Annotated in this window: 19 protein-coding genes; 14 read left to right on the top strand and 5 right to left on the bottom strand. The window is 43.3% G+C overall.

Annotation, left to right across the window (positions count from 1 at the left end):
* Positions 1 to 147: 147 nt before the first annotated feature.
* Positions 148 to 1,029 carry a universal stress protein gene (locus tag ACFGVS_RS00260; protein WP_439696951.1) on the bottom strand — a complete coding sequence of 294 codons (882 nt, stop codon included), beginning with the start codon at positions 1,027 to 1,029 and terminating at the stop codon, positions 148 to 150.
* Between the two features lie 238 nt (positions 1,030 to 1,267).
* On the opposite strand from ACFGVS_RS00260, the gene ACFGVS_RS00255 reads away from it, so the two are divergent.
* Genes ACFGVS_RS00255 through ACFGVS_RS00245 form a run of 3 tightly spaced genes read left to right on the top strand, consistent with a single transcriptional unit; the run spans position 1,268 to position 3,450 of the window.
* Positions 1,268 to 2,128 carry a universal stress protein gene (locus tag ACFGVS_RS00255; RefSeq protein WP_274208750.1) on the top strand — a complete coding sequence of 287 codons (861 nt, stop codon included), beginning with the start codon at positions 1,268 to 1,270 and terminating at the stop codon, positions 2,126 to 2,128.
* A 26-nt stretch (positions 2,129 to 2,154) separates the two neighbouring features.
* Positions 2,155 to 2,595 carry a hypothetical protein gene (locus tag ACFGVS_RS00250; RefSeq protein ID WP_090653100.1) on the top strand — a complete coding sequence of 147 codons (441 nt, stop codon included), beginning with the start codon at positions 2,155 to 2,157 and terminating at the stop codon, positions 2,593 to 2,595.
* Positions 2,596 to 3,450, top strand: a complete 855-nt coding sequence (locus tag ACFGVS_RS00245; protein WP_439696950.1) for a universal stress protein — start codon at positions 2,596 to 2,598, stop codon at positions 3,448 to 3,450.
* 67 nt (positions 3,451 to 3,517) lie between these two features.
* Here the strand turns inward: ACFGVS_RS00245 and ACFGVS_RS00240 are convergent, their stop codons facing one another.
* Together ACFGVS_RS00240 and ACFGVS_RS00235 are read right to left on the bottom strand one after the other, a co-directional pair.
* Positions 3,518 to 5,299 (bottom strand): hypothetical protein, encoded by a 1,782-nt coding sequence (locus ACFGVS_RS00240; protein WP_439696949.1) that lies wholly within the window; start codon positions 5,297 to 5,299, stop codon positions 3,518 to 3,520.
* Positions 5,300 to 5,366: 67 nt separating this feature from the next.
* Complete coding sequence (locus tag ACFGVS_RS00235; RefSeq protein ID WP_439696948.1) at positions 5,367 to 6,323, bottom strand: DUF542 domain-containing protein; 957 nt, start codon at positions 6,321 to 6,323, stop codon at positions 5,367 to 5,369.
* A gap of 120 nt (positions 6,324 to 6,443) precedes the next feature.
* Between ACFGVS_RS00235 and ACFGVS_RS00230 the strand changes: the two genes are divergently transcribed.
* From ACFGVS_RS00230 to adhP, 11 genes are all read left to right on the top strand, one after another.
* Positions 6,444 to 8,834: a heavy metal translocating P-type ATPase gene (locus tag ACFGVS_RS00230; RefSeq protein ID WP_439696947.1), complete on the top strand. Its 2,391-nt coding sequence runs from the start codon at positions 6,444 to 6,446 to the stop codon at positions 8,832 to 8,834.
* Positions 8,831 to 8,992 (top strand): cbb3-type cytochrome oxidase assembly protein CcoS, encoded by a 162-nt coding sequence (gene ccoS / locus ACFGVS_RS00225; protein WP_090653105.1) that lies wholly within the window; start codon positions 8,831 to 8,833, stop codon positions 8,990 to 8,992. The genes ACFGVS_RS00230 and ccoS overlap by 4 nt, the downstream gene beginning before the upstream one ends.
* Before the next feature lie 85 nt (positions 8,993 to 9,077).
* Positions 9,078 to 11,204 (top strand): cytochrome-c oxidase, cbb3-type subunit I, encoded by a 2,127-nt coding sequence (ccoN, locus tag ACFGVS_RS00220; RefSeq protein WP_439696946.1) that lies wholly within the window; start codon positions 9,078 to 9,080, stop codon positions 11,202 to 11,204.
* A gap of 8 nt (positions 11,205 to 11,212) precedes the next feature.
* Positions 11,213 to 11,401, top strand: coding sequence for a hypothetical protein (locus tag ACFGVS_RS00215; protein ID WP_439696945.1), 189 nt, complete (start codon positions 11,213 to 11,215; stop codon positions 11,399 to 11,401).
* Complete coding sequence (locus ACFGVS_RS00210; RefSeq protein ID WP_439696944.1) at positions 11,398 to 12,297, top strand: cbb3-type cytochrome c oxidase N-terminal domain-containing protein; 900 nt, start codon at positions 11,398 to 11,400, stop codon at positions 12,295 to 12,297. Before ACFGVS_RS00215 ends, ACFGVS_RS00210 begins: the two co-directional genes overlap by 4 nt.
* A gap of 3 nt (positions 12,298 to 12,300) precedes the next feature.
* Entirely contained in the window at positions 12,301 to 13,674 is a 1,374-nt protein-coding gene (gene ccoG, locus ACFGVS_RS00205) for a cytochrome c oxidase accessory protein CcoG (RefSeq protein ID WP_439696943.1), read from the top strand.
* 4 nt (positions 13,675 to 13,678) lie between these two features.
* Positions 13,679 to 14,101, top strand: coding sequence for a FixH family protein (locus tag ACFGVS_RS00200; protein WP_439696942.1), 423 nt, complete (start codon positions 13,679 to 13,681; stop codon positions 14,099 to 14,101).
* Complete coding sequence (locus ACFGVS_RS00195) at positions 14,098 to 14,787, top strand: sulfite exporter TauE/SafE family protein (protein WP_439696941.1); 690 nt, start codon at positions 14,098 to 14,100, stop codon at positions 14,785 to 14,787. Before ACFGVS_RS00200 ends, ACFGVS_RS00195 begins: the two co-directional genes overlap by 4 nt.
* A 101-nt stretch (positions 14,788 to 14,888) precedes the next feature.
* Positions 14,889 to 15,629 carry a YoaK family protein gene (locus tag ACFGVS_RS00190; RefSeq protein ID WP_439696940.1) on the top strand — a complete coding sequence of 247 codons (741 nt, stop codon included), beginning with the start codon at positions 14,889 to 14,891 and terminating at the stop codon, positions 15,627 to 15,629.
* A gap of 447 nt (positions 15,630 to 16,076) precedes the next feature.
* Positions 16,077 to 16,424 (top strand): hypothetical protein, encoded by a 348-nt coding sequence (locus ACFGVS_RS00185; protein ID WP_090653113.1) that lies wholly within the window; start codon positions 16,077 to 16,079, stop codon positions 16,422 to 16,424.
* Between the two features lie 7 nt (positions 16,425 to 16,431).
* Positions 16,432 to 17,466, top strand: coding sequence for an alcohol dehydrogenase AdhP (gene adhP / locus ACFGVS_RS00180; RefSeq protein WP_439696939.1), 1,035 nt, complete (start codon positions 16,432 to 16,434; stop codon positions 17,464 to 17,466).
* A 393-nt stretch (positions 17,467 to 17,859) separates the two neighbouring features.
* Here adhP and hemN read toward each other — a convergent pair whose 3' ends face one another.
* Both hemN and ACFGVS_RS00170 read right to left on the bottom strand, forming a co-directional pair.
* Entirely contained in the window at positions 17,860 to 19,230 is a 1,371-nt protein-coding gene (gene hemN, locus ACFGVS_RS00175; protein WP_439696938.1) for an oxygen-independent coproporphyrinogen III oxidase, read from the bottom strand.
* Complete coding sequence (locus tag ACFGVS_RS00170) at positions 19,220 to 20,263, bottom strand: 2-hydroxyacid dehydrogenase (RefSeq protein WP_439696937.1); 1,044 nt, start codon at positions 20,261 to 20,263, stop codon at positions 19,220 to 19,222. Before ACFGVS_RS00170 ends, hemN begins: the two co-directional genes overlap by 11 nt.
* Positions 20,264 to 20,281 lie beyond the last annotated feature (18 nt).

Genomic DNA, 20,281 nt, shown 5'->3' with positions numbered 1-20,281 from the left:
CTGGTTTTAGTTTAATTGTGTAAGCTACACTTAATGTTGAAATAAAAAAAATATTTATCAACTTTCCGGTTTATAAAAGGTACCCGGCCAATCACGGCAACTATTCCGGTTGGTAAGTCGTTTTGATTTAGCGGGAGCGGCTAAATATTATTTTACCGCAGCAATTGCCGGATAAACCAACAAGGGCATGCCGATATGCTTGGCCAGTTTTTGTGTGTAGCTACCTGAAAAAAATCGTTCTAAAAAATTTTGTCGACGGTGCACGGTAGCAATCATGTCAATTTGCCCGTGTTTACATATCCAATCAAGTCCCTGATCTACGTCGGCGCTTTTTATGTTTCTGTAGTAAATTTTGGGGTAGTTAATTTTATCCGTTACATCACTTAAAAATTTATTCACCTGCTTATCATCCAAATGGGCATCCTTATTCTGGCTGGCAATGTGTGCAATCAAAATTTCGGCATTGAAATATTTAGCTATTTCGGCAACAGAATTTAATACATCAATATCTCCGGTCAGCATATCGGTAGTGAAAGCTATTTTTTTAAAGGGTTTAAATTTAACTTTAGGCGGCACCAACAGCACCGGGAATTTTGCATGATCAATTACCGACCGGCTATTACTGCCCATGAATAGCCTACTCAATGCGCCCGCACCCGACATCCCCATTACAACCAACGATAGCCGCCTTTCCTGAACAATTTTGCCAACCACATCGGCTACCAAACCCATTTGGCACGAATAACCAACATGGGGTTTAAAATTGCCCGCGTTAGGGGCAAGTTCACGCGCCATCTCATGCTCCATTTCAATCGCGGTAACGCTTAAGGCGTCCATAGTGGCTGTTTCCAGGTGCGAGTAGTCGGCTGTTGCCCAAGCATCCGGATTGGCTACCAATGTTTGCACAGGCAATAATATAGCATGACAGATGTGCACACCAGCCCTTAGCCCCGCGGCCAGTTGTAAAGCATAATGGCTTGCATTTACCGCGCAGGGAGAAAAATCCGTAGGCACCAGTATTGTATTCATAACCAAAACTTTAAGTTGTTATCAAATATCAGTTTGCTGTGCATTATAATAAATGACAGCGGGCATAATCATAGGTGATATCAGTCATTCGGGTTCAAAATTAGTTTCGCCACAACAATTCCACAGGTGCAGGTTAGCGCTTCAAATGATATAGCATCATAATAAAAAGTGACAGGCGTCACTTTTTAAACACCCTCATTTCCTGAGCTTTACTCAAAATAATTAAACAGTAAAAGCCATGAAAAAAATATTGATTGGTACCGATTTTTCAGAGAATGCCAAAAATGCCGCCATTTTTGGTTACAAGCTGGCAGTGCAAACCAAAAGCGATATAGAAATATGCACAGCGATGATAATCCCCGCCGAAATTCCGCAAGCAGGCGTAATTGTGTGGCCTATGGAAGAATATCACGTTATTGAAGAAGGCGCACTAGCCGAACTAAAGCTGCTAAAAAAAGCACTTGAAGCACAACACGCCGATGGCGATTTTAAACCCCACATAAGCCTTAAGGCCCAACCAGGCACAGCTACTGATGTGTTAAAAACACTGGCCGAGCAGGATCATGCTGACTTGATAGTTGCCGGAACACATGGCGCCGGGGGCATAAGCAGCTTAATGCTTGGTAACCATGCACGCAATATGATTGATGCCACACCAACCCCATTATTGCTTATCCCATCGGGCTTCAGGTATACCCATATTAAAACCATTGCTATTGCACTTGATATGAAACATAAGGCCGAAGATTTTACGACCATTACAGGCATACTGCCGCTGGCAACTTTATTAAATGCAACCATACAATTGATACACATTTGCCACGAAGGCGAAGACACCGCCGAAGCAGGATTATACCTGACCGAAATGGTGCAAGAGGTTAAACAAATTGCAGGATATGCCAAAACAGGTTCATTAATTATTAAACAGGCCCCAACCGAAACCGGGCTTAACTGGTTATGTAACTACGGGAATGTTGATATGCTGGCTATGGTGCACCACCATCGTGGTTTACTTGCCTCGCTGTTTACCGGCAGCCATACTAAAAAAATGGCAGGGCACATTGCTTTACCATTATTAGTAATACCTGAAAAATCTTAACACTTACTTTAATAAAAATTACCGCCATGAATAAGTTAACCCCCGATACCGGGTTAGAAGATGAAATACAGGAGCTTTATATTTTAGCCGGCCAGTGGATGAAAGATGTTTGTTTTATGGAGGATGAAATCCGTTTTTTTAATAACATTCTTTGTAAATATAACAACGCTGAACTTACTCCTGATATGATGATAAAAAAGGAAGAATTTGAACAGGAAGTATCCAAACAGGCAAAAAAAATCGATAGTCTTAAATCCGATATACCTGCATTTCTCGTATTTCTTAAACCGTTTGTAGGTAATGAGAAAGAAGCGATGAACCTTCATTTTATTGAAAAATATAGTGAACTGGCAAGTGGCTTAACCGAAGCTATGAATGCCTTAAAGGCAACAAAAAATAAGTTATTTACCTATGCGGAAAGAATTATGGCATCCGGCAAAATTATTCCAGTATTAAAAGATAACTAAATGAAGACCATAGCAGTTTTGACCGACCTTTCAGAAAAATCTGCCCATGCGGCTAAGTATGCGTTACACCTTGCCAGAAAGATGAGGGTTAATGTTAAATTTTATCACTTGCAACTGGTACCGGCGATATTTCATGCGCAGCCGGTTTTAAGTGGAGAAGATTGTCCCGAAGAATTGATGATTGATAGCAAGCTTGCAGCGTTTTCAGAAATATTGGAAGCCGACTTAATGAAACGGGTTTTTCCGGGATCATTTATGCCGCAAACATCTGTTTACACCGGCAGTACGGATATGGTAGATGTGATGACAGAAATCATAAACGATACGGAGATAGCCTTTATTGTTATGGCCCCGCTTGAAACTGATGACTTGGCATCTTTTATAATGAGCGACGCATGCTGCAGGATAATAGACTGGACAACTGTACCCGTTTTGGTAGTGCCTCAAAACACCCCGCTGCGCAATATTGAAAAAATGGCATTTGCCACTACCCTGGACGTCGGAGATATATTATCAATAGCAGAACTTGGCAGCCTGATGGATGGTTTCCACGCCGAATTGATGGTTGCCCACCTGAACAATAATCCAGCCGACAATGATACAAAAGCTGCGGAAAAAGAAATTAACCGCAAACTTTATACCGACCTGCGTTGCGGCGGCGTATACTTTCGTAGTGTACCCGATATAAAGCATCAAAAAGATTGGGAATGGCTAAAAGCCAATAAACGGGCAGACTTGCTGGCCGTTGCTAAACAGCCCAAAGAACAAATGATATCTTTTTTTAAACGCGGCCAAAGTAGCCACGTAACCCACCATATAACCATCCCGGTTATGGTATTGCCTAAAAGGCCCTGAACATTTAATAAATAAAAAGGCAGCCCTCACAAAAAAGGGCTGCCCATATATTACACTTTGGCTATAACTATATGGCTATACCGCTCAACTGCTCTTCTGAAGTGGTCAAATCATTTATCCAATCCTGCACTATACCAGATGTTTGATTTGCCGAACTGGCAAACAATTCTTTGTAATAGGCAATTCCATCCTGCAGCTGTAACTTAAATTTGCTCAATTGTTTCTTCTTTTTTTCGGTAATATCTTTCAGTTGCGATTGTAAATCGTTTTGAAGATAATCGATATAAAGGTTCAATTCCTTTATAAACATGTGCGGCCGCTTTATTTTATCAAGCAAATCCGTAGCGCCATAAATATGTTGCACCATTTCATCCAGTGAGTAAGCCCGCGAAAAATAAGCGAGGTTAGGGCCCGGACAAATGGCAACCGCTTTATTTTCCCTTGGTTTTAACAAATCGTATTTTATATAAGCCGACGCGCAAAGCCCCTCGCACAGGCATATCTTTTCGGTAACTGCCTTGTACTGCTGCTCATATTCGTCGGCTGTAAGTTCCAGGGTTTGCAGTTGTTCAATTTTCAAATGCTGATACTCTCTTGAGGCTGTACAAATAGGTGTTTCGGTAAACTCGGTATTGCTTACCAAATACTTTTTAGTACATGGGCTGCCGGGCCTGCCCCTTTCTAAACGGCTCAGTCTCAATTCTTCCGAGGTGCTTTTTTTAAAGTTGTTGAACTGAATCCCTAATGGCGATGATCCGCTTAGGTAAAAATCATCTTCGGTAGCGGTTTCTAATTGGGTAAGTGTGTTTTCATCAACGTTGGTTACTTCAGGTACCAACAAAAAAGGACTTCCCCACCCGGTAGCGTCCATATCATAATAATCTAACAAAAAACGGTTTTCATACGCCGTACCAATACCTCCCTGTACGGTAAGTTTTTGTTTTGGTGGGTGGGCTATAACTATTTGCTTTTGCAACAACACGGCCTGGTAAGTACTAAACAGTTCGTCAAGCATCTCCTGCCTTTTTTGTTTAAACTCCTCTAATATAGGCCCAAGTAAAAAGCCGTCGGTTGCAAACGCGTGCCCGCCGCAGTTAAGGCCCGATTCTATCCTGAATTCAGATACCCACAAGCCTTTTTTAACCAAAAATTTGGCCTGTATGAACGCCGACCTGAAATCGCTTACTTTTAAAACAACTTTTTTAGCCAGTTGCCCGTCATCGTCAGGAAAAAAAACGGGAAAGGCTTCCAGGTAACTATATAAACGAGGGTTCATACCAGCCGATAAAATAATTGACGAACGGAGTTTACTATTCGCAAAGCCCCGCAACGCTGCCAGGGCATCTGTAAAGGTATCACCACTGTAATCGCCGTTGGCGGTGTAATTCATTTTATCCAGTTTCGACATGATGTTTACATCAATGCTTCCCGGCTCCATCTCTTTAATCAGCCTTTGCTGAAATAATTTCTTTTGCATTCCTTCGGGATAATCGAGCATCAGGTCATACCCCTGCCTTAATCTTGACTGCTCAGGCAGCAGCTCAAAATACCGGCAAAGGTCGTTTCCTTTGTCAAAGTCCATGGCCCGCAAATGATCAAACTGCCGCGAGGCCAACAGGTTAACCAGGTCGAGATAAGCGGTAATCCGCTTTGCCCGGTAATCAGGTTCTTTTTTGGTTATCGCGGTATAGGGCTCATTATTTAGCTGGCTGTGGTAAGCCCGCATTCTTTCAATCAACTCATCGTCTACAATAGATATAACAGACGATATGCCATAACGGGCAACTTTTAGCGGGGTATCGATGGAGTAACCAAGGCCCAAAACCGGGATATGAAATGTGTGAATCATAATATAAAATATTTAAGAGCAGAATTATTTGACATCAGTGTTTATAAATAGGTAACTAAGGAAATATTTAGGTTGATCGCATTTTATCGCGGATCGCTATCACTTTAGGAAAAAGCAAATTGTTTTCAAGATGAAAATTGAATAGCAAATCGTCCTCATAGTCCTGCAAAAGCTTGTATAATATATTGTAGGATGAAGAAACATAACGTGGAACCTGGTAATTATTGGTTAGCTGCCTGATAAGGCGAAAATCGGCTGCTATCTTTTCGTGCGAAGCCATTATATCGTAAAAAGCACTTAAAACAGCTCCCGTTTCATCCTCTGCAAGCGTACGTCCTTTAACATAACATTCTGATAGCTTTACAACATCCGGAAACAACGAGGACTCTTCAATTGATACATCATGCATCAAAACCTTCCCCGCGTTAAAAAAAATTGTGCTAATCTGGCCAATCTGCGGATGGCTTTCTCCATAACTAACAGCCATTTTTTGGGCAAGTTCGGTTATGAATGGGGTATTTATTTTGATGTATTGGTGATTTAGATTAACAAGGTAACGGCACAAAAAAGCAGGCGCCCAGCTTAATAGGTTTATAGTTTGTATCATGGGCTGGTTTAAGCACTGTGCCAGCTGCTGGCGCAGGTCATTTATATCCAAATGATCATCAAGACAAACCTCTTCCAACGTCCTCTTTCCGTTGCAGCTGAAGTCAATGCCCAACCTTTTAAACACCGTGGCATGCCGGTAATCTTTAGATACTATATCGCCTATGGTTTCATTATTTACCCAGGCCGTTTTCCTGGTGACCTGAACACGCCAAGCTTCGGGCCCATCATGCAGTGTTTCCCAGCCAAATGCATACTTACACTCTGCCAGTAAACGAAAATAAAGCGGCCGCGGGTTTTGGTCATGATTTATCACTATTGATTGGCCAATCTCCAAAGCACTTAGCTTTTCAAAAATATCAACGTGCGTTGTGTCTGGATCAATCATCCTAACATCAAAAGTTTCCGGCCTATTCATCAACTACAAATCTATCGGCGTTCATGCTCCCAAAAAATGACGAGGGTCACATTAGCCCATAACGTCCATCATTTAAACTCCCGCCCTGAAAATGGACTTTTGATAAACCAGAATAAAAAGATGACGAACGACACAATTCTTGTTAAAACATTATGCTACCATTGCGGCGATGAATGTTTAACTACCTCATTTGTAGCAGATGAAAAACAGTTTTGCTGCCAGGGCTGTAAAAGCGTGTACCAGATTTTGGCAGGCAGCGGCCTTGGCAGTTATTATAATTACAACGATCACCCGGGTGCAACCCGGGCACGGGTTAGCAAACGATTTGATTATTTAAGCGAATCATCTATAGTTAACGATTTGTTGGATTATACCGATGAGCATATCACTATCATCACTTTATATATACCTCACATTCATTGCAGCTCGTGTTTGTGGCTGCTTGAACAATTAAACAGGTTTAACCCTGCCATACATTACTCCAGGGTCGACTTTTTAAAAAAGCAATTAATAGTACGTTTTGATCATCGTATTTGCAGCTTGCAACAGTTGGTAGAGTTGCTTTATGATATTGGTTACGAACCATTAATCAGTCTGCAGGATGTTATCAAAAAGCAAAACTCAGCCAATAAAGGCAACCTGGTTCAAAAAATAGCTGTGGCCGGTTTTTGCTTTGGCAATGTTATGTTGCTAAGCTTTCCCGAATATTTTGGCCTTTCGGCCTTTGAGCAAACTTTTAAACATTTTTTTGGCTACCTGAATATAGTATTCACATTGCCCGTGGTATTTTTTTGTGGCCGCGATTATTTTGTTTCTGCCTTTAATAATTTAAAAGCCAGGACCCTCAATATTGATTTTCCATTAGCGCTGGGCATCGCTATACTTTTCATTCGCACCGTAGCCGAAGTATTAGCCCATACCGGGGCCGGATATGCCGATACCCTTTGCGGCCTGGTTTTCTTTTTACTGGTGGGCAAATTTGTACAGCAAAAAACATATCACCATATTTCGTTCGAGCGCGACTACCGCTCATTTTTTCCCGTTGCAGTACAGGTATTAACCGGCGATACTGAAAAACCTATACCCCTGGCACAGCTTGTTACCGGCCAAAGGATATTGATACGCCATAATGAAATTATTCCGGCTGATGCTATCCTGCTAAAAGGAGATGCGCTCATTGATTTTAGTTTTGTTACCGGCGAAGCAATACCTGTAAATAAAACATGGGGCGAAATTATTTACGCGGGAGGGCGGCAAACCGGCGATGCCATTGAGCTGGAAGTAGTGAAACCGGTATCGCAAAGCTACCTTACACAGCTTTGGAATAACGAAGCTTTTACCCGGAAACAGGATAGCAGAACGAAGACCTTTAGTGAAACCATTAGCAAATACTTTACAATAGCGCTGCTGATTATTGCATTTGGATCATTATTGGCTTGGCTATTTACCGATTACCGGCGGGGAATTGATGCTTTTACTGCCGTACTTATAATTGCCTGCCCCTGCGCCCTTGCCCTAAGCACACCCTTTACCATGGCCGCGGCACTAAGCATATTTGACAGGAACCTTTTTTACCTTAAAAATACCCGGATTGTTGAACAACTGGCCGCCATTGACACTATTGTAATGGATAAAACCGGCACTATATCAACAGGTAACAGCAAAAGCGTAGTAATACAAGGCCAGCCTACCGAAAAACAAAAACAGTTGATATACAGTGCCTGCCGTAACTCGATACATCCCCTAAGCCGAATGATTTGTCAATTTTTAGGCGACTATAAAAAGCTGCCGGTAACAGATTATAAAGAGATTCCCGGTAAGGGAATTACAGCAACTGTAGAAAGCAATACTTTACGCATGGGTAGCGGGTCCTTCGTATTTGGCTTTGCCGAAGGTGGCGTGCGCAATACCAGCGTACATATCATGATCAGTAACCACTACCTTGGGTATTTTCAATTTGCCCAAGAATACAGGGCCGGAATGGAAAACATCAGCTTGTTGAATAAGAGCTATGACCTGTTTTTACTTTCGGGCGATCATGACCATGAACGTACAGATCTTGTGCAATTTTTTAAGGCCGATAAAGCCATGCATTTTAACCAATCGCCCCAGGACAAGCTGGATTTTATAAAAGCACTTCAACAAAAAGGGAAACAGGTTTTAATGCTAGGCGATGGGTTAAACGACTCAGGCGCACTAAAACAAAGTGATGTTGGCATAGCAGTTACCGACGATGTAAACAATTTCTCGCCGGGCTGTGATGCCATTTTAGATGGAAAATCATTTAGCAAACTTCCCTCTTTTCTTCGCTTTGCCAGGGATGCTGTAAACGTCATCCGCCTGTCGTTCCTCATCTCCCTTACTTACAATATCATAGGCCTTAGTTACGCGGTTACCGGTCATTTATCTCCTTTAATAGCCGCCATATTAATGCCATTGAGTACTGTTACCATTATTTCATTTACTACGCTGGCAACCCATTTTGCAGCCAAAAAACGAAAACTCATATGAACATCATTTATTTTTTAATTGGCTGCAGTGTTTTGCTCGCGCTGATATTTTTAGCCGCCTTCTTTTGGGCGCAGCGCAGCGGTCAAAATGATGACCTGTACACACCATCCATGCGTATCCTGCTTGACGATGACGATGCTGAAGCAGACAAAAAGTGATGCTAATCACTTTTAAAGCAAACTGTCATCATTCTGTCACCCATTGCACTTCAATAATTTTACACCCATAAAAAGATAACATTTTATGCAGCCCGAAAAATTTTACTATGACAACAAAATCGTCCGGAATTTTGGTATTGCTACCGTAATCTGGGGGATAATCGGCATGACTGTAGGCTTAATTGTAGCCATTCAGCTTTATCACCCGGCCGCCAACATGGGTAACCAGTACACTACATACGGTCGTATCCGCCCGTTACACACCAACGCGGTAATATTTGCCTTTGTGGGCAATGCCATTTTTATGGGCGTTTATTATTCGCTGCAACGCCTGCTCAAAGCAAGGATGTTTAGCGATGTACTTAGCCAAATCCATTTCTGGGGATGGCAGCTGATTATTTTATCGGCAGTAATTACACTTCCCTTAGGTTTAACCACATCACATGAATACGCCGAACTGGAGTGGCCTATAGATATTGCCATCACCGTAATTTGGGTAGTTTTTGGCTGGAACATGTTTGGCACCATATTTAAACGCCGAGAAAGGCATTTATACGTAGCCATTTGGTTTTACATAGCCACGTTTGTTACCATAGCTGTATTACATATAGTAAACTCATTTGAGTTACCGGTATCGGCATTTAAAAGCTATATGGTTTACGCCGGCGTTCAGGACGCATTAGTGCAATGGTGGTATGGCCACAATGCGGTTGCGTTTTTCCTGACTACCCCCTACCTGGGTATGATGTACTACTTTTTACCCAAAATGGCCAACCGCCCTATTTACTCCTATAAACTAAGTATCCTTCACTTTTGGGCGCTTATATTTATCTACATATGGGCAGGTCCTCACCACCTGTTGTATACCACTTTACCTGGCTGGGCACAATCATTAGGTGTAGCTTTTTCTATTATGCTGATAGCACCAAGCTGGGGCGGTATGATCAATGGATTATTAACCCTGCGCGGCTCATGGGATAAGGTGAGGGACGATGTGATCCTGAAATTTATGGTAGTAGGCTTAACCGCCTACGGTATGGCCACTTTTGAAGGCCCTATGCTTTCCCTTAAACAAGTTAACGGTATAGCTCACTTTAGCGACTGGATCATCGCCCACGTGCACGTTGGCGCTTTAGGCTGGAATGGTTTCTTAACATTTGCAATCCTGTACTGGTTAATCCCGCGCATTTATAAAACTGAGTTGTTCTCCAAAAAAATGGCATCCTTCCACTTTTGGATAGGCACACTGGGTATCCTTTTTTATGCTATACCAATGTACTGGGCAGGTTTTACCCAAAGTCTGATGCTGAAAGAGTTTACCGCCGAAGGCATGCTGAAATATCCAAACTTTTTGGAGTCGACACTGCAAATACTACCAATGCACATGATGCGTTCTGCAGGTGGCGCAATGTATCTGCTGGGTGTTATAGTTATGGCTTATAACCTTACCCGCACAGCGCTGCAAGGCAAATTGGTTGCTGATGAAGCAGCGCAGGCAATGCCACTTGAGCCCGTTCATATGGTTGCAAGGGAAAACAGCTGGCACCGCAGGCTGGAACGTAAGCCAATTCAAATGCTCATTGCTGCCCTGTTGGTTATCCTTGTAGGCACCTTTATTGAACTGATGCCAACGCTAACCGTATCCTCCAATATACCTACCATAGCCTCTGTAAAACCTTATACACCACTTGAATTGCAGGGCCGCGACTTATACATCCGCGAGGGTTGTGTTAACTGCCACTCACAAACGGTACGCCCTTTCAGGTCAGAGACTGAACGGTATGGTGAATACAGCAAGGCCGGCGAATTTGTGTACGACCACCCGTTTTTATGGGGATCAAAACGTACCGGGCCCGACCTGGCCCGCGAAGGTCAAAAATATGGCAACGCCTGGCATTACAATCACCTGATGGATCCGCGCCTGATGTCGCCGGGAAGTATCATGCCTAATTACGACTGGCTGATAACCCAAAACCTGGATACTACATCAACCCGCGCAAAAATAAATGCCATGCGCAAATTAGGCGTTCCCTATCCGGCGGGGTATGAAAACATAGCCAACCAGGACCTTGAAAAACAGGAAAAAGAGATAAGGGACAACCTGTATGCCGATCATATTAAAGTAAAAAGCAATAAGGAAATCATAGCCGTAATTGCTTACCTGCAACGGTTAGGAACAGACATTAAAGCTAACAAAACTGCCAATAAATAATCACCATCATGTTTAAGCAATTTACAGAAAACATCAACGCAAACCAGGCATACCTGCTTTTCTCGTTGGGAATATTCTTTGTGTTTTTTATTGTAGTAACCATCATGCTCATTCGCATCAGGAAGCCACATGTTCAATATATGAGCGATTTGCCCTTAAAAGATAGTTTAACAGATCAACAACCTTTTCAATCATGAAGTACCACCGCATTATATTAATATCAGCATTTATATTATTTATTCAGCCCGTAATGGCTGATGGTCTTATTCCGGGTGATGTAATGAATTATATTGCTTATGGTGCTATTGTTGGCATGCTGCTGCTTTTTTTAATAGCCATGTTGGTGCTGGTAAAAACATTTAATGTTTTAGCACGCGTAATGCTTAAACAGCAAGGATTATCAGATGCCGAGATAGCCGCGCAAATGAATCCCGCTAAGGAAAAGAAAAATAAGAAACCAAAGGCAGAAGTTTGGCAAAAGCTCCTCTCATTGCGGCCGATGGAGGAAGAACAAGAACTCCTTATTCAGCACGATTACGATGGCATCCAGGAACTTGACAACCCGATACCAGGATGGTTTATGTACCTTTTTTATGCCACCATCATTTTTGGTGCAGGCTACCTGCTCAACTACCACGTATTTAAAACCGGGCAGCTGCAGTATGCCGAGTATAAAACAGAAATGGTACAGGCCGACATCGAAAAAAAGGCATACCTGAGCAAAGCCGCTAACCGGGTAGATGAAAACACGGTAAAACTGGTAAAAGATCCGGCGGTAATTGCATCCGGCGAGGGTATATTTAAAACTAATTGCGTTGCCTGCCATGGCGATCATGCGCAGGGAAATGTGGGCCCCAACCTTACAGATGATTTTTGGCTGCACGGCAGCAAGATTAACGATTTGTTTAAAACCATTAAGTACGGTGTGCTTGCCAAAGGTATGCCTACCTGGGAAAAACAATTATCGCCTAAGCAAATTGCCGATGTAGCCAATTACGTTAAATCATTACATGGAACTCACCCTGCCGGCGCAAAAGAGCCGCAAGGCACAAAAGAGAGTGATACCGACGATAAACTGGTAGCAAATAAATAAATTATGGACGGATTACTGGTAGCGAAAGAGACTAATAAGCGCAAGTGGATATACCCGCTAATCCGCAAGGGCAAATTATATAAATGGCGTTCATGGATTAGCTACGCCTATCTCCTGCTGTTTTTTACAGGGCCGCTTATCAGGATAAAAGGGCAACCCTTATTGCTGCTGAATTTTATGGAGAGGCATTTTGTTATCCTGGGGCAGGTTTTCTGGCCCCAGGATATCTTCCTGTTTGTTTTGGCATCGCTGGTATTTGTGGTTTGCGTGGTACTGTTTACTATCGCTTTCGGCCGTGTTTTTTGTGGATGGATTTGTCCGCAAACCATCTTTATGGAAATGTTTTTCAGAAAGATTGAAAACTGGATTGAGGGAGATGGCAGCAAACAAAAAAAATTAGACTCAGGCCCCTGGACCAAAGAAAAAATACTGAAAAAGGGGAGCAAACATTTGCTGTTCATCATATTCTCGTTCCTGATAGCTAACACCTTTTTGGCTTACCTTGTAGGCAGCGATGTATTATTTAAAATAATAACCGAACCGGTACAGCTGCACCTGGTTGGCTTTTTAAGCATCTGGGTTTTTACTATTGTTTTTTACCTGGTTTACAGCCAGGTAAGGGAACTGGTTTGTACGGTAGCATGCCCCTACGGACGCCTGCAAGGTGTACTACTGGATAGGGATACCCTGGTGGTAGCCTATGATGAGGTGCGCGGAGAACCAAGGGGAAAACTTTCAAAAACAGCCAACAATGCCCCCCCAAAAGGCGATTGCGTAGATTGCGGCCTATGCGTATCTGTATGCCCTACCGGCATAGATATAAGGCAGGGCACCCAAATGGAATGTATTAACTGTACTGCGTGTATTGATGTTTGCAACGAGGTAATGGATAAAATCCATAAACCGCTTAACCTGATTGGATTTTACTCGGAAAACATGATCCACAAGAAGCAGAAACCGTCGTTTACCGGCAGGATGATGGGCTATAGCGGAATCATTATTGTTTTAATGACGGTGCTTTGTTACTTCATTTTCAGCAGGGGCGATATGGACCTTGCGGTTATGCGCAGCGCCGGCATGTTGTACCAGGAACAAAAAAATGGTATTATAAGTAATATTTATAATGCCGAGGTTATAAACAAATCAAACCAAAGCCGCGATATTACCATACAACCTAATGATCCGGCTATAAAGATAAAATACATCCAGGCACCCGGAAAAATAGCTGCCGGAAGCTCGGTTAAAACCGTGTTTTTCCTGATGATCCCGGCCACGCATATCAAATCGGCAAAAACGGATGTCAAAATCAACCTGGTATTAAATAACAAAGTAATTCAAACGGTCAGTACAGCGTTTGTAGGGCCACCAAATGATTAAAAAGATGAATTGGGGAAAAGGATTAATTGCGGGCATGGCCATATTCATGCTGTTTATCATATTTATGTGCGTAAAAATGTTTGCTTTACCAGCCGATGAATATGACCACCATTATTATGAAAAAGGGCTTAATTTTGATAAAGATTATGCAAAAGAAAAACAGGTTGTTACAGACCATGCCACACCGGTATTACGCATAAACGGCAAACAGGTAAGCATAACCTTTATAGCGCCCGCAACAGGCAGCGTTAAATTCATTCGTCCTTCCAGCCAGGCGCTTGATAAAACCTTCCCCATAAACACCGAACTCGGCAAAACTGCCAATATCGATGCTGCTGCTCTTGTTAAAGGCCGGTGGAATATGGTGTTGGAATGGAAGAGCGACCGAAAATTGTACCTGTACGAAAAGGAAGTAGATATAGAATGAGCAGCAACCAGGTAGCTTTTTTTATTGGCCTGTTTGGCAGCGTGCACTGCATTGGCATGTGCGGCCCGCTTGCTTTTGCAGTACCATCGTTTCATTCGCAGTGGTGGATGGTAGTGGTTGATAAATTTGTATACAACGCCGGGCGCGTTATTACTTATACCCTGCTGGGTTTGCTGATAGGCTTATTGGGCAGGCAGCTTTGGCTGGCCGGTTTACAACAAAGTGTCAGTATAGTAAGCGGCTTATTAATTATCATGGCCGGCTTTTCACGTATGTTTAAAATTAAGTTTAGCCAAAGTAAGCTGATGCCCAAAATGTTGGCCCCAATTAACAAGCTTATAGGTTTCGCGCTGAAACATAAGGCAGGTCATTTCGCGGTAGGTTTGCTTAACGGTTTCCTGCCCTGCGGCTTTGTATACCTGGCCCTTATTGGCGCGGTAAATACAAGTTCGCCCTATTCATCTGCGCAGTATATGTTCTGGTTTGGGATAGGTACTTTCCCGTTAATGCTGCTGGCCACGGTAAGTATGGGTTTTATCGGGCCGCGGGTTCGCAACCGTATTAATAAAGCCATGCCTTACCTAATGGTATGTTTAGGGTTGTGGTTTGTGCTGCGCGGGTTGGGTTTAAACATCCCCTACCTAAGCCCTGCTACACAATCGCAGGAAATAAACAATTGCCGTTAGGATAGTTCTTAGTCGAAAGTTTTAAGTTCTAAGTCAAAAACGACAATACAAGCTCAGAACTTAAGGCTTCGGGCTTAGTACTTAAGACTTATTTATAACAAATGCTGAGACACCTGGGTAATAAAAGAACGTACAAGCATAACGTAAAACTTGCTTCGCTGCTTGGGCTTACTGCAGGTTTTGTAAATGCAGCTGGTTTTCTTGGCTTTAGCGTGCTTACCACCAATGTAACAGGGCATGCGGCACTATTTGCCGAGCAAATTGCCCTGCAAAACTGGAAAACAGCCCGGGTAATTGCCTTATGGATGTTCCTTTTTTTAGCCGGAGCATTTGTGTCGAGTTTTATTATTTCCCGGATAGGCAAAAATCAGCGTTATTCTTACGTAATACCCATTTTAATTGAAACTACCATACTGCTCAGCGTTGCACTATTGGGCTACCGGTATGATCATAGTTTAGTGGGAAAAGAAATATTTGCCGGTAGCCTGCTATTTGCCATGGGGCTGCAAAACGCGCTTGTATCAATGGTTTCGGGCTCGGTTGTACGTACCACCCACCTTACCGGTACATTTACCGACCTGGGAATTGAACTTGCCCAGTTTTTCAGGCGTAAAGCAGAGGACAGGACAGCCTTAAAAGCAAAAATAAAATTACGCATGGCTATTATCCTCTTTTTTATGTGCGGCGCATTGGCAGGTGCCTATATTTTTCGATGGCTGCATTTTTATTGTTTTTTCGTCCCTGTTATCATATTAATATACACCTTATTGTATGATATTTTCCGTATTGCGGTTAAGCAATATTACCGGAGTATGCAAGGCCGTTTGAAAGGGCCGATTTAAACACTGTTATCTAATATTTTTTAATTACTTCCAACGGGCTACTGTAATCTTTTTAGATCCTACTCGTAACATGTTTAGTCAAACATCGACTTTGAACACTGGCCGAGACTCACCCGACATCGCTGCGCCCGCAACCCTCCTTCGGCTTCGCCGGAAAGAGGGGCTTGAAAATTTATTATTTATTTTTTCTATATAATATATTGATATTCAGCATTCAAGCCCCTCTTTCCACCGCAGGTGAAGAGAGGGTGACAAGCGCAGCGATGTCGGGTGAGTCTTAGTCGCCATGTGATATACCTCCTTCCCCCAATAACGATTCGCACACCCCCTCCTTTTTATTTCCTCCAAACACCCGTGGTGTGACGATCATCACTTTTTGCAGTGCCCGTTGTCATGGTGCGCCCTGCAAATTCCAGGGATATTTGCGCTATAAAAATAAATTGAATCATGGAAACTACAATGAGTACCCGTGTCCAATGGACCACCAAACCAACAACAGAAAAAAACACCCAAAGTTTAACTTACAAATGGAACACCTTTGTAAATAGCCAGGCCGATAGTAAAACATTATGGTTTCTGGTATCACTGGTTTTTCAGGGTGTATTTTTTTTACCGGTACCCGCCATATTGTTATATTATTTTAACGCCCCTATACTTGTTTTGGTTGTAACCTTAACGTTATTTTTTGCCAACATTATTGCGGGTATGGGCGGCGCCGGCATTAAAACCTTGCTTACCCTGTTTGCTGCAAGCATAGCGCTTCATGCCCTGATGCTTATTGTGTTTACTATTTAATATACCTATGATACCTCAAAAAATGAAAGCAGCCGTAATACGTGAGTTTGGCGCACCACTACAAATTGAAGACGTGGAGGTTAAAACCCCGAACGCAAACCAGATATTGGTTAAAGTAATTTCCTGTGGTGTTTGCCACACCGACTTGCACGCCTGCAATGGCGACTGGCCGGTAAAACCCAAACTACCCCTTATTCCGGGGCATGAAGCTATTGGCTATGTTGTGGCCCTGGGCGTCGAAGTGAAGAACGTAAAAGAAGGAGATATTGTAGGTGTGCCCTGGCTGCACAGCGCCTGCGGCTGCTGCGAGTTTTGTATTACAGGCTGGGAAACCCTTTGCGGAACCCAGCAAAACGGTGGCTACAGTGTAGATGGCGGCTTTGCCGAGTACGTTTTGGCCGACCCGCGTTATGTGGCGCACTTCCCCGCGGGCATTAATTTTACCGAGATGGCGCCTATTATTTGTGCCGGTGTAACGGTGTATAAAGGATTAAAAGAAACGGAAGTGAAACCTGGCGAATGGGTAGCTATATCCGGCGTTGGCGGCTTAGGCCACCTTGCTGTACAATATGCCAAGGCCATGGGCATGCACGTGGCGGCAATTGATGTTGCTGATGATAAACTGGCACTCGCCCAAAAATTAGGCGCCGAACTGGTTGTTAATGCTAAAGAACAAGATCCCGGCGCGTATCTGCAAAAAGAAACGGGTGGTATGCATGGTGTATTGGTTACGGCAGTATCGCCAATAGCTTTCAGCCAGGGGATATCGGCGCTGCGCCGCAAAGGTACCATCGCGCTTAACGGCTTGCCCAAAGGTGCCTTTGAACTGCCTATATTTGAAACCGTGCTTAACCGCTATACCGTAAGAGGATCAATAGTTGGTACCCGTAAAGATATGGAAGAAGCCATTGCGTTTGCAGTTGAGGGCAAGGTTAAAGCAACCGTACACGCCGCTAAATTAGAGGATATCAACACGGTGTTTGACGATATGAAAGCCGGCAAAATTGACGGCCGCGTGGTATTAGAGATAGCCAAACCATAAAATATCGCCCCAAAAATCAACATCATAATCCAAACAAAAGCCAGGAACCTAAAAGTTACCTGGTTTTTATTTGGGCTAAAAAATACTATGGACTTAAGCTTAAGGCAGAATGCGAAAATCAGGCTGAAGCCAACGGCAATGAATTAATGCATAAAGCTACCGTGTACCAACATCTTTTCAACAAAAAATGTCATTTCGATAGAGCAAGGGAGGGAAAAGAGCAGGGCGCGAAAAAGAAATCTTTTACGCCCCGCTATACTTACAATGCTTCGTGGAATGCAGGGTGTAAAAGATTTTTCGCTGCGCTCAAGAGATAGTTTCTCCTCTCCCCCTGTACACAATCCCCTTCAGATTCGTCGAAATGACATTTTGTTTTTAATTGACACTCAATATTTATATAGCCATACTAAACAGCTGCGACGCAGGTTTATCGGCCCATAGGCGGGCATCAAGGCACATACAAATATTGCGCAGGTAGCGTTTGCCAATTTCGGTAACAGTCATCCCCAGGGCAGTTAGTTCAACCAGGCCGTCATCTGCCAGGGCATTTAATCGCTCCAGGCCATCAGCTATGGCAGCGCAAGGCTGGCCATGATGGTTCCACACTGTTTGGCCTTTGCACATAATGTTCAGGATATGTTTCCTTACAATCAAATCCTCTGCAGTTAAAATATGGCCTTTAAACACCGGCAGTTGGCCTGCAGTTGTAAGTTGCAGGTACTCGTCAACCGTTTTTACATTTTGGGCAAAAGCATACCATGAATCGCTTATAGATGATACGCCCAAGCCAATTTGCAACTGTGTATGCTGGTGGGTGTACCCCATAAAATTACGATGCAGTTTGCCATTTTGTTCTGCGTGTAAAAGCTCATCGCCGGGCAGTGCAAAATGATCCATACCAATTTCATGGTAGCCGTAGTGCATTAGCAAAGCCCTGCCGGTTTCGTGCAGTTTGGTTTTGGCGGCAGCATCGGGCAGGTCCTGTTCTGTAAACCGCCTTTGGCCTGGTTTTATCCATGGCACGTGGGCATAGCTATAAAACGCAATCCTATCCGGCCTGAATAAGGCAACTTTATTCATAGTATCGGCAAGACCGGCCAAAGTTTGCAAAGGCAGTCCGTATATTAAATCGTAATTGATTGATGTATAGCCTATCCTGCGGGCTTGTTGGGTTACAGCCATTACCTGGTCGGCGGTTTGATGCCTGTTGATGATAAACTGCACTTTGGGGTCAAAATCCTGTATCCCCAATGAAAGCCTTCTGAAGCCAAGATCATACAAAACCTGCAGGTGATCTACCGTTGTATTTGCCGGGTGCGCCTCAAAACTAAATTCGGCATCAGGATGAACTTTGGCTTTTTTAATAATGCCATTTATCAGCATTTGCAGGTTTTTGGGTGCAAAAAAAGTAGGCGTCCCCCCGCCCAGGTGAATTTCCCTTATTACGGGCATATCATTAAACATTGCTAAATAAATAGCCCATTCTTTTAAAACAGCCGCTATGTAAGGTTCCTCCACCCTGTGGTTTTTGGTGATACGGGTATTGCAGCCACAATAAGTACACAGGCTTTCGCAATAAGGCAAATGGATGTATAAACTGATGCCCGATTGCACATTGCTTTCTGTAAACGAAAATTTAACCGATTGCTGCCACAATTCGGGGCTAAAGGTATTGGCATCCCAATAAGGCATTGTTGGATAACTGGTGTAGCGTGGAACAGCTACATTATATTTATCAGTTAGCAGGAGCGATTTATTTTCCATTATTAACTTCGGTCAGTATATTGTTGGTGGCCGTTTTCCGGCATTCTTTTGAACATGCGCAGGCTTTGCCTACGCATTTATTTTGCTGCCACAAATCAAGGCTTGATATGGTTGAGTTAGCAATTTCCTGCAATGCCTCGCGGGTAAGATATGCCTGGTGCGGGGTTACCAGCACATTGGGATGCTCCATCAGCTTATTTAACAATGGATCTTTTACAGCATCTTTTTGATGATCTTCAAAAAATAAACCTTTCTCAAATTCATACACATCAATACCCAGGTATCCTATTTTGCCGCTTTCAATTGCCGAAAGCGCATCCGCAGTATTAATAAGCAAGCCGCGCGAGGTATTTATCAGCATTACGCCGTTTTTCATTTTCGAAATACTTTCGGCGTCTATCAAATGCTTTGTACCGGTAGTTAACGGAAGGTGCAGGGTTATGATATCTGCATTTTGCAGTAAATAATCAAGCGATACCGGTTTAGCATAAATTTCATCGGCCGGAAAAAATGGGTCGTAACCAATAACGTTGCAGGCCAGCCCATGATAAACAGCCGCCGCGGCCCGGCCGGTATTGCCTAATCCTATTATCCCTACGGTTTTTCCGGCAAAGTTAAAGCCGATGAGGCCATCGTTCCTGAAATCAAACGCGTGGCTATGCTGATCGGCCTTCACAACCTGCCTGTTAAGGGCAAAGGCCATAGCTACGGCATGCTCGGCAATGGCTTGCGGCGAATAAGAAGGTACGTTTGCAATTTTTATATGATGCGCGGCTGCGGCATCTTTATCGATATGATCGGTACCGGACGATCGGGTAACGATATATTTTACCCCAAGTGTGGCCAGTTTGCCTATTACAACGGCCGAAACGTCATCATTGGTAAATACAATAACAGCGTCTTTACCTTCAGCATAAATAGCCGTATCGGGCCCCAATGGATTTGAAATCAGGGTGATATCGTGCTTTTTTTGATTGGCCTTGGCCAGGTATTCTTTTTCGAAAGGTTTTATACTGTAGGCTACCGCTTTCATCGTATCTTGTTTATAAAA

It is taken from the genome of Mucilaginibacter sediminis, from assembly GCF_051903035.1.
Classification (GTDB): Bacteria; Bacteroidota; Bacteroidia; order Sphingobacteriales; family Sphingobacteriaceae; genus Mucilaginibacter.
Note: the sequence above shows the minus strand (reverse complement) of the source record. Positions and strands in the feature narration are given on the sequence as shown.

Coding starts and splice junctions, on each gene's coding strand:
- ACFGVS_RS00260 (WP_439696951.1), bottom strand. CDS start 1,029: ATGAATACAATACTGGTGCCTACGGATTTTTCTCCCTGCGCGGTAAAT.
- ACFGVS_RS00255 (WP_274208750.1), top strand. CDS start 1,268: ATGAAAAAAATATTGATTGGTACCGATTTTTCAGAGAATGCCAAAAAT.
- ACFGVS_RS00250 (WP_090653100.1), top strand. CDS start 2,155: ATGAATAAGTTAACCCCCGATACCGGGTTAGAAGATGAAATACAGGAG.
- ACFGVS_RS00245 (WP_439696950.1), top strand. CDS start 2,596: ATGAAGACCATAGCAGTTTTGACCGACCTTTCAGAAAAATCTGCCCAT.
- ACFGVS_RS00240 (WP_439696949.1), bottom strand. CDS start 5,299: ATGATTCACACATTTCATATCCCGGTTTTGGGCCTTGGTTACTCCATC.
- ACFGVS_RS00235 (WP_439696948.1), bottom strand. CDS start 6,323: ATGAATAGGCCGGAAACTTTTGATGTTAGGATGATTGATCCAGACACA.
- ACFGVS_RS00230 (WP_439696947.1), top strand. CDS start 6,444: ATGACGAACGACACAATTCTTGTTAAAACATTATGCTACCATTGCGGC.
- ccoS (WP_090653105.1), top strand. CDS start 8,831: ATGAACATCATTTATTTTTTAATTGGCTGCAGTGTTTTGCTCGCGCTG.
- ccoN (WP_439696946.1), top strand. CDS start 9,078: ATGCAGCCCGAAAAATTTTACTATGACAACAAAATCGTCCGGAATTTT.
- ACFGVS_RS00215 (WP_439696945.1), top strand. CDS start 11,213: ATGTTTAAGCAATTTACAGAAAACATCAACGCAAACCAGGCATACCTG.
- ACFGVS_RS00210 (WP_439696944.1), top strand. CDS start 11,398: ATGAAGTACCACCGCATTATATTAATATCAGCATTTATATTATTTATT.
- ccoG (WP_439696943.1), top strand. CDS start 12,301: ATGGACGGATTACTGGTAGCGAAAGAGACTAATAAGCGCAAGTGGATA.
- ACFGVS_RS00200 (WP_439696942.1), top strand. CDS start 13,679: ATGAATTGGGGAAAAGGATTAATTGCGGGCATGGCCATATTCATGCTG.
- ACFGVS_RS00195 (WP_439696941.1), top strand. CDS start 14,098: ATGAGCAGCAACCAGGTAGCTTTTTTTATTGGCCTGTTTGGCAGCGTG.
- ACFGVS_RS00190 (WP_439696940.1), top strand. CDS start 14,889: ATGCTGAGACACCTGGGTAATAAAAGAACGTACAAGCATAACGTAAAA.
- ACFGVS_RS00185 (WP_090653113.1), top strand. CDS start 16,077: ATGGAAACTACAATGAGTACCCGTGTCCAATGGACCACCAAACCAACA.
- adhP (WP_439696939.1), top strand. CDS start 16,432: ATGATACCTCAAAAAATGAAAGCAGCCGTAATACGTGAGTTTGGCGCA.
- hemN (WP_439696938.1), bottom strand. CDS start 19,230: ATGGAAAATAAATCGCTCCTGCTAACTGATAAATATAATGTAGCTGTT.
- ACFGVS_RS00170 (WP_439696937.1), bottom strand. CDS start 20,263: ATGAAAGCGGTAGCCTACAGTATAAAACCTTTCGAAAAAGAATACCTG.